The 4981-nt window shown below is 72.8% G+C and carries 4 protein-coding genes, 1 tRNA gene and 1 pseudogene; 5 read left to right on the forward strand and 1 reads right to left on the reverse strand.

All coding sequences use genetic code 11. The features are described 5' to 3' along the window. The 4 genes and pseudogenes from ESO86_RS18905 to ESO86_RS11370 form a co-directional block, all read left to right on the forward strand. Positions 1–447 (forward strand): annotated as a pseudogene (locus ESO86_RS18905) (hypothetical protein); the annotation flags it as partial. Positions 448–498: 51 nt separating this feature from the next. Next, a tRNA-Ala gene (locus ESO86_RS11360) sits at positions 499–574 on the forward strand. A gap of 68 nt (positions 575–642) precedes the next feature. Further along, a complete protein-coding gene (pdxH, locus tag ESO86_RS11365; RefSeq protein ID WP_129235086.1) occupies positions 643–1338 on the forward strand; it encodes a pyridoxamine 5'-phosphate oxidase in 696 nt (231 codons plus the stop codon). An 81-nt stretch (positions 1339–1419) separates the two neighbouring features. Continuing rightward, positions 1420–2958 (forward strand): MFS transporter, encoded by a 1539-nt coding sequence (locus ESO86_RS11370; protein ID WP_129235087.1) that lies wholly within the window; start codon positions 1420–1422, stop codon positions 2956–2958. 27 nt (positions 2959–2985) lie between these two features. Here ESO86_RS11370 and ESO86_RS11375 read toward each other — a convergent pair whose 3' ends face one another. Next, positions 2986–3639 carry an NADPH-dependent F420 reductase gene (locus tag ESO86_RS11375; RefSeq protein WP_165307689.1) on the reverse strand — a complete coding sequence of 218 codons (654 nt, stop codon included), beginning with the start codon at positions 3637–3639 and terminating at the stop codon, positions 2986–2988. 188 nt (positions 3640–3827) lie between these two features. On the opposite strand from ESO86_RS11375, the gene ESO86_RS11380 reads away from it, so the two are divergent. Then, a complete protein-coding gene (locus ESO86_RS11380) occupies positions 3828–4922 on the forward strand; it encodes an LLM class flavin-dependent oxidoreductase (RefSeq protein WP_129235091.1) in 1095 nt (364 codons plus the stop codon). Positions 4923–4981: the final 59 nt, after the last annotated feature.

Here is a 4981-nt window from a genome sequence, read left to right on the forward strand (position 1 = left end):
CGTCCCGCCCCGGCCGCCGCGGCCCCGATCGCGGTGCCCGTCGCCGAGCCGTTCGAGCCCATCGACGTCGAGGACGCCGACACCGCCGAGGCGCCCGGGTGGACGCCCCAGCCGCTTCCCAAGCCGCTCCACCTCTCGCGCGGCACGATCGCCGCGAGCGTCATGGCGTCGATCGCCGAGGCCGAGCAGCTGAAGCGGTCCGCGACCGACGCAGAGCTCGCCGAGCGTGCCGAGCGGATGGAGCCCCAGGTCCCCGTGCTCCGGCCGCCCGCGGCATCCGTCGACCAGGCACCGACGCAGGCGGCCGGCGACGCGGCGACGCGGCGTCAGGCCGCTTCCGCGTCCGAGTCGGCGAATCCCTACGCGCGGATGGGCATCGTCGAGGGCGCCGAGCCGGGCATGCGAGACCTCGACCAGGTGCTGCGCCGCCGTCGCACCGCCGTCTGATCCGGGTGGTCCGGACCACCCCTGTCGGGATGGTAGAGTCGTTGTCGGCTCGGGCCCATGGCGCAGTTGGTAGCGCGTCTCGTTCGCAATGAGAAGGTCGGGGGTTCGAATCCCCCTGGGTCCACCAACCTGATGAACGCCCCCGGAATCCGCTCGGATCCCGGGGGCTTCGTCGTCTCCTCGTACGCTTGAGGCATGAGCGACGCGATCGACCCCGACCGGATCGAGCGGGCTGTCGAGCACGCCCTGACCCGGCGCAAGGACTACGGCGAGGAGCGGCTCGACGAGGGGCGGCTCGCCCCCGACCCGTTCGTGCAGTTCGACCTGTGGCTCGCCGAGGCCGACGACCGCGGGGTGTACGAGCCCAATGCGATGGTGCTCGGCACGATCGGCGCCGACGGCACGCCGTCCAGCCGGACGGTGCTGCTGCGCGGGGTCGACGATCGGGGGTTCGTCTTCTACACGGACCGTTCATCGCGGAAAGGACTGGCGCTCGCGGCGAACCCGACCGCGACGCTGCTGTTCCCCTGGTACCTCATCCACCGGCAGGTGATCGTCACCGGCGCCGCCGCGACGGTCGACGACGACGAGTCGGATGCGTACTGGGCGACCCGACCGTACGGCTCGCGCATCGCCGCGACCGCGAGCCGCCAGTCGCGGCCGATCGGTTCGCGTGCCGAGCTGGAGGATCGCGTCCGCGAACTCGAGGAGGAGTACTCGGGCGTCGACGACATCCGCCGCCCCGAGCGCTGGGGCGGCTACCGGCTCCGTCCGTGGCGGATCGAGTTCTGGCAGGGGAGGACCTCGCGGCTGCACGACCGTCTCGTGTTCGAGCGCGACGCGGACGCCGGGCCGGGATCGCCCTGGCGCGTGGAGCGCCTGCAGCCGTAGCCCGGTCGGCGCTCGCGCGCCAGTCGGGGACGCCGGATCGCGCGGCGGACGCGTCCGGGGACCGGGCGTAGGCTGGACCGGATGTCGCAACCCCCCGTGCCTCCCGTTCGCGACGCGAACGATCACCGGTGGCGCGCCTACTGGGTCTGCGTCGGCGTCGCCGCCCTCACGATCATGGACCTGACGAAGGTCAACGTCGCGCTGCCGTCGATCGAGGAGGCCCTCGGCGCCGGGCCGACCGAGCTGGGACTGCTCGTCTCCGGCTTCGTGCTCGCGTTCGGTCTCACGCTGGTGCCTGCGGGCCGGCTCGGCGACCAGGGGTCGCGCAAGACGATGTTCATCGTGGGGCTCAGCCTGTTCGCGCTCACGAGCCTCATCTGCGCGATCGCGCCGAGCGCTCCGGTGCTGCTCGTCGGCCGCCTGCTGCAGGGAGTGGCCGCCGGCATCCAGATGCCGCAGGTCCTCGGCCTGGTCCAGCAGCTCTTCCAGGGCGCGGAGCGCGGGGCGGCCTTCGGGCTGTTCGGCGCGACGATCGGCATCTCGACGGCGTTCGGCCCGACGCTCGGCGGGCTCGCGATCGCGATCGGCGGGCCCACCGACGGCTGGCGCGGGATCTTCTGGATGAACGTGCCGCTCGCCCTCGTCGCGATCGCGTTCGCCGCGCGCCTGCTGCCGGGGCGGCCGCCCGGCGACACGCGGCGCATCTCGCTGGACCCGGTCGGGGTCGCGATCTTCGGCGTCGTCGTCGCATCGCTGATGTGGCCGTTCCTGCTCACCACGGGATCGCCCGACGACGACCCGGCGCGCTGGTGGACGCTCGTCGTCTTCGCCGTGGCGCTCGCGGCGTTCCTCTGGTGGGAGCGTCGGTACGCGGCATCCGGCCGTGCCCCGCTCGTGCCCCTCGACCTCTTCTCGCTCCGCTCGTACCGGAACGGCACGCTCCTCGCCACGGTGTACTTCGCGGCGATGCCGGCGTCGTTCCTGCTGACGACGCTGTACCTGCAGCAGGGGCTCGGGCTCGAACCGGTCTTCGCCGGGATGGTGACGATCGGCTTCGCGCTCACCAGCGCCTACACCTCGTGGCTCGGGGGCCGGCTCGTGAACCGCGTCGGGCGACCCCTCGTCGTCGCGGGACTCGCGATGCTCCTCATCGGCTTCGGGCTGCTCGTCCTCGTTGCCGTGTCGACGCCGCCGGAGCTCACGCCGTGGCTCATGGCGGCCGTGATGCTGATCGGCGGCGCCGGCGGCGGGTTCGTGATCGCGCCGAACCAGGTGCTCGCGCTCGCCGACATCCCGATCCGGCGGGGCGGGCTGGCGGGGTCCGTCGGCCAGCTCGGACAGCGCATCGGCACGGCGATCGGCACGGCCGTCGCGCTCTCGCTGTTCTACTCGACGGTGTACCGCACGCAGGGCGCCGAGCCCCGGATCGACGTGTTCCACCAGGCGTACGCGGTCGGCATCGCCGCGGTCGGAGCGCTGCTCGTCGTGGCCCTGGTGGTCGGCCTCGTCGACCTGCGCCAGCGCCTCGGGACGGCGCGCATCGAGCGCGAGCATTCCGCCGACGAGGAACCGCCTCGGCCGGTGAGCGACCCGGAGACGGACGGGCCGGTCTCGGCCTGACCCCTCAGCGCCGCTGACGCACGGTCGTCACGCGGCCACCGCGCGCTCGGCCTCGAGCAGGCTCGCGAGCTCCCTCGCCGAGAGCTCGCGGCCGAACGCCGGGTGGCCCGGCTCGAGCGCGCGCCCGTTGCCGAGCGCTCCGCCGTCGACGGGATCGAAGCCGAGGTCGTCGATGATGCGTGCGACCGCCTCGCGCGCGTCGGCGTCGTCGCCGACGACCGCGATCGCGCGCCGGAGCGGCGAGCCCGGCGGCATGGGGTCGTCCTCCATGTCGTGGTAGCCGAGGTGGTTGAGGGACTTCACGACGCGGGCCGCCGGGTTCAGGGCCGCAAGGATCTCGCTCGTGGTGCGCTCGTCGGCGTCGACCTCGGGGATGTGCCCGTCGACGGGCGGCCAGTAGTTGGTGGCATCCACCACCACCTTGCCGTCGAAGGCGTCCCAGGGCACGGTCGGCGCCTTGCCGAACGGCACGGCGACGACGATCACGTCGGATTCGTCGGCCAGGCGCGCGGAGTCGGCGACGCGCGCTCCGGGCGCGACCACCGAGACGAGCAGCTCGAGCGCGGTCTGCCGCGGCGAGCCGGCGAGGGCCACCTCGTAGCCCGCATCGACGAGCAGGCGCGCGAGCGCCGTGCCCACCTTGCCGGCTCCGAAGATGCCGATCGTCGGTCGTTCCGCCACGTGCGCTCCTCCATCCGGGCCGACTGCCGCGGGCGCGTCGTCGCGACGTCGGCCGATCGGCGTCGTCACCATCGAGAACGCGATCACTGGGACGGACATTCCCCGAGCCGCACGGAATAGTCTCTCAGCTGACGGGGTTCCGATCAGGTGCATGCAGATGCATCGATCACACGACAGGGGAGCAGCGGATGGCGCGCAACCACGAATTCGGACTCGACACCTTCGGCGACGTGACGCTCGGACCGGACGGCGAGCCGCTTCCGCAGGCGCAGGTCCTGCGCAACGTCGTGGAGGAGGCGGAGCTCGCGGACCGCCTCGGCCTCGACTTCTTCGGCGTCGGCGAGCACCACCGCCACGAGTTCGCCGTCTCGGCCCCCGAGGTCGTGCTCGCGGCCATCGCAGGCCGCACCGAGCGCATCCACCTCGGATCCGCGGTCACGGTCCTGAGCTCCGACGACCCGGTGCGCGTCTACCAGCGGTTCGCGACCCTCGACGCGGTCTCCGGAGGCCGTGCCGAGGTCATCCTCGGACGCGGATCGTTCATCGAGTCCTTCCCGCTGTTCGGCTACGACCTGAGCCAGTACCAGGACCTGTTCGAGGAGAAGCTCAACCTGTTCTCGGCACTGCTCCCGCAGGAGCCGGTGACGTGGACCGGGAAGCTGCGCGCCTCGCTGACCGACCAGGAGGTCTTCCCGAAGGTCGAGCACGGACGACTGCGCACCTGGGTCGGCGTCGGCGGCAGCCCCGAGTCCGTCGTGCGCGCCGCGCACTACGGCCTGCCGCTCGTGCTCGCGATCATCGGCGGCAGCCCGGCGCGCTTCGCCCCGCTCGCCGACCTCTACCGCAGGGCGCTCACGCAGTTCGGGCACGAGTCGCAGCCGATCGCGGTGCACTCGCCGGGCATCGTCGCCGACACCGACGAGCAGGCGCTCGAGACCCTCTGGCCGCACTACGAGGTCATCATGAACCGCATCGGCCGCGAGCGCGGCTGGGGCGCCGTCACCCGGGAGCACTTCGAGGGCGAGGCGAGCCCGAACGGCGCGCTCTACGCGGGCTCGCCCGAGACCGTCGCGCAGAAGATCGCCGCGACGCTTCGCTCGCTCGGTGCGCAGCGCTTCGACCTGAAGTACTCCAACGGCACGCTGCCGCACGAGGCGATGCTGCGCACGATCGAGCTCTACGCGACCGAGGTGGTGCCGCGCGTGCGGGAGCTCCTGGCCGAGGAGGACGACGGCGGCGACACCGCAGCGGACGCCGACGGAACCGGGGACGACGGCGCCTGACCGGCTCGCCGCGGCGCGCTACGCCTTCGCCGCGGCGAGCCGCTTCGACCGGCGGCGCA

Source organism: Agromyces binzhouensis (assembly GCF_004135055.1).
Lineage (GTDB): Bacteria > Actinomycetota > Actinomycetes > Actinomycetales > Microbacteriaceae > Agromyces > Agromyces binzhouensis.